Raw genomic sequence first — 2,888 nt, forward strand, 5'->3', positions numbered from 1 at the left:
GGGACTGACGTTAACGCGATTAACAGACTGGTCGCCTAGAGGCCATGTGACCAGGAGATAGTCCCATGAAATTCGTATCGATGAAATCGCGCGGCGGCGACTATCTGGTGGTGGTCGGCAACGTCGCCTGGCTGCGCACGCACGAAAATGGCCAGACCCAGGTCGGCATCGTCGGCAGCACCCCGATCCTGGTCGCCGGCACCATCGAAGAAACCGCAGCCGCCATCCTGGCGGGCTGAGCCGAGCGGGCGTCGAAAATACTACGTCCGTTCAGCGCGATCGTTCAATCAGGCAAAGCGTCGAAAATAGCGCGCGTCGCGCCCGCGTCGGCACTGACCGACGTCGCCGCGCGGGACGGCGAGGTGCAGCCGAACGCGACGGCGACCAGGAAGATGCGGAACTTAAGAGCGCGGCTGTTGACCATGGCGCGAGAATGCGCCGCGTGCGTTAACGAATGGCTATCGCTTCATCCGGATCGGAGCGGTCCCGCGCGCTATTTCTTCGCGGGCGGCCTGGGCGCAGCCTTTACCGCCGACGCGGCGAGGCTTTGGCCCAGCGACTGGAACGCCAGCCGGCGCTGCTGCATGGTCCGCGCGCAAGCGGTCATCGCCGGTCCGGCGCTGGCGGCACTCATCGACTTGCCCTGATCGAGGATCGCCCGGCGCAGCGCGTCGCCCGAAAGCCGCGCATCGACTCGCCCGAAATAATAGATCGACGCGACCTCGGCGACCTTCTGGCGGCCCGTGTCCTTCTCGCTACGCGCGAAGACGTTGCTGAGCAGCATGCAGCGGACGTCATTGTCGACTTTCTGGGCCAGGGCCGGTGAGACGAGGGCCACAGCAAGCGCGGCGACGGTGACGAGACGAATGTTCATGGCCGGCTCCCTTAATGAGCAGCGTCGGTGCGTTCGATACCCGAGGCGGCGAGCTGTGCGTCGATGGCGTCGGTCAGCCGCTTCAGGCCGGCCTCGTCCTTCGCTTCGGCGCGGGCGACGAGGACATCCTGGGTATTGGACGCGCGCAGCAGCCACCAGCCGTCGCCGGTCTTGACGCGCACGCCGTCGGTCTTGTCGACGCTGGCGCCGTCGGCGGCGAGACGCGCGCCGACTTCGTCGATGACCGCAAACTTGCGCGTCTCGTCGACCTGAAAGCGCAGTTCGGGGGTTGCGACCGAGATTGGCATCTCGCTTTTCAACTGGGTCAGCGACTTGCCGCTGTCGGTCACGGCGCGGATCAGGCGGACGGCGGCGTAGAGCGCGTCGTCGAAGCCGTACCACTCATGCTTGAAGAAGATATGGCCTGACATCTCGCCCGCCAGGGGCGCCCCGGTTTCCTTCATCTTCGCCTTGATCAGGCTGTGCCCGGTATTCCACATCAGCGGCTTGCCGCCGAGCTCGGCGATGCGGTCGAACAGCGTCTGGCTGGCCTTGACGTCGGCGATGATGGTCGACCCCGGCAGCGCCGTGAGCACCGGCCCGGCGAGGATCATGACAATCTGGTCGCCCCAGATCACCCGGCCCATGCTGTCGACCGCGCCGATACGGTCGGCGTCACCGTCGAAGGCGATGCCGAAGTCGAGGCCCTTGTCGGCAACGAGTTTCTTGAGGTCGGCAAGGTTGGCCTCGACCGTCGGGTCGGGGTGGTGGTTGGGGAAATTGCCGTCCACGTCGGTGTAGAGCAGGTGATGCTCGCCCGGAAGCTTCTTGACCAATTTTTCCAGCACCGGACCACCGGCACCATTGCCCGCGTCCCAGCCGATGCGATACGCGCCGCCGTCGAAACCGTGGATGAGGCGGTCGACATAGGCATCCTCGATGTCGGTATCGCTGACGTTGCCCTGACCTTGCGACCAGTCGCCGTCGCGGGCGCGCTTGCCCAGCGCCTGGATCTCCGCGCCGAATACCGAGCGGCCCTTCAGCAGCATCTTGAAGCCGTTATAGTCGGCCGGGTTGTGGCTGCCGGTGACCTGAATCCCGCCGTCGACCGGCAGGGTCGCCGCAGCAAAATAGAGCATCGGGCTCGGCCCCATGCCGATCCGAACGACGTCGAGGCCGCCCGCCGTCAGCCCTTCGATCAGCGCCGCCGCCAGCTCGGGCGAGTGAGTCCGCCCGTCGCGGCCGACGGCGACCGTCTTCGCGCCTTCGGACACCGCCAGTGCGGCATAGCTGCGGCCGAGCGCACGGGCATCGGCCGGAAACAGCGTCTGGCCGACGACGCCGCGGACATCATATTCGCGCAGGATGGTCGGGTTGAACTCGTGACTCATGAACAATGCCCCGTGTGGATGGTCAGGCGACAGCGGCCACCGGCTGCAGTTTTTCATCGGCCGCCGGAATAGCCAAACCCGCGATCATCTCGCGCAGTTCCTGCCGGGCGGCGATATGCGCCATGCCGACGTCGCCGAGCAGGGCGAGGTCGAGCAGGGTCAGGCCCTTGGGGAACAGCTCGCGATAAATCACCCGCTCGCCGAGGCCGGGGATGACGCGGAAGCCGACCCGCCGCGCCAGCTCGTCCATCGCCGCGCCGACGCGATGGAGGTTGTGCGACTGAATATGCTGCAGGCGATTGCGCAGGACGACCCAGTCAACGGCCTTGCCGGTGTCCTTGGCGCGCTGCGTCCGGCTGTTCCAGATCAGCTCGGCATAAAAGCTGGGCTTGGTGATCTTGAACGTGTCGGGGTGGACCTGGCCGATCAGGTCGAGATCGACGAAGCTGTCGTTCATCGGTGTGACCAGCGTGTCGGCCTTGAGGATCGCGGCGCGGGCGACCGGATCGTCGCGGCCGGGCGTGTCGATGACGAGCACGTCGCACTGCCCGGACAGACGGTCGATCGCGGCATCGAGGCCCTCGACGCTCTGGTCGTCGAGCACTTCATAGACTGCCTGGGGA

Annotated in this window: 5 protein-coding genes; 1 reads left to right on the top strand and 4 read right to left on the bottom strand. The window is 66.1% G+C overall.

All coding sequences use genetic code 11. The features are described 5' to 3' along the window. Positions 1-65 precede the first annotated feature (65 nt). Positions 66-239, top strand: coding sequence for a hypothetical protein (locus RMN84_RS06645; RefSeq protein WP_309611401.1), 174 nt, complete (start codon positions 66-68; stop codon positions 237-239). A 44-nt stretch (positions 240-283) separates the two neighbouring features. On the opposite strand, the gene RMN84_RS06650 is transcribed toward RMN84_RS06645, so the two are convergent. The 4 genes from RMN84_RS06650 to RMN84_RS06665 all read right to left on the bottom strand — a co-directional run. Further along, positions 284-424, bottom strand: coding sequence for a hypothetical protein (locus RMN84_RS06650; protein ID WP_309611402.1), 141 nt, complete (start codon positions 422-424; stop codon positions 284-286). Positions 425-493: 69 nt separating this feature from the next. Further along, complete coding sequence (locus RMN84_RS06655; RefSeq protein WP_309611403.1) at positions 494-874, bottom strand: hypothetical protein; 381 nt, start codon at positions 872-874, stop codon at positions 494-496. 11 nt (positions 875-885) lie between these two features. Then, positions 886-2,265: a phosphoglucomutase/phosphomannomutase PgmG gene (gene pgmG / locus RMN84_RS06660; protein WP_309611404.1), complete on the bottom strand. Its 1,380-nt coding sequence runs from the start codon at positions 2,263-2,265 to the stop codon at positions 886-888. Positions 2,266-2,287: 22 nt separating this feature from the next. Beyond that, the coding region (locus RMN84_RS06665) for a division plane positioning ATPase MipZ (RefSeq protein ID WP_309611405.1) at positions 2,288-2,888 on the bottom strand (601 nt) is incomplete at its 5' end.

This window comes from Sphingomonas sp. (assembly GCF_031380695.1).
In the GTDB taxonomy this organism is placed as follows: Bacteria; Pseudomonadota; Alphaproteobacteria; order Sphingomonadales; family Sphingomonadaceae; genus Sphingomicrobium.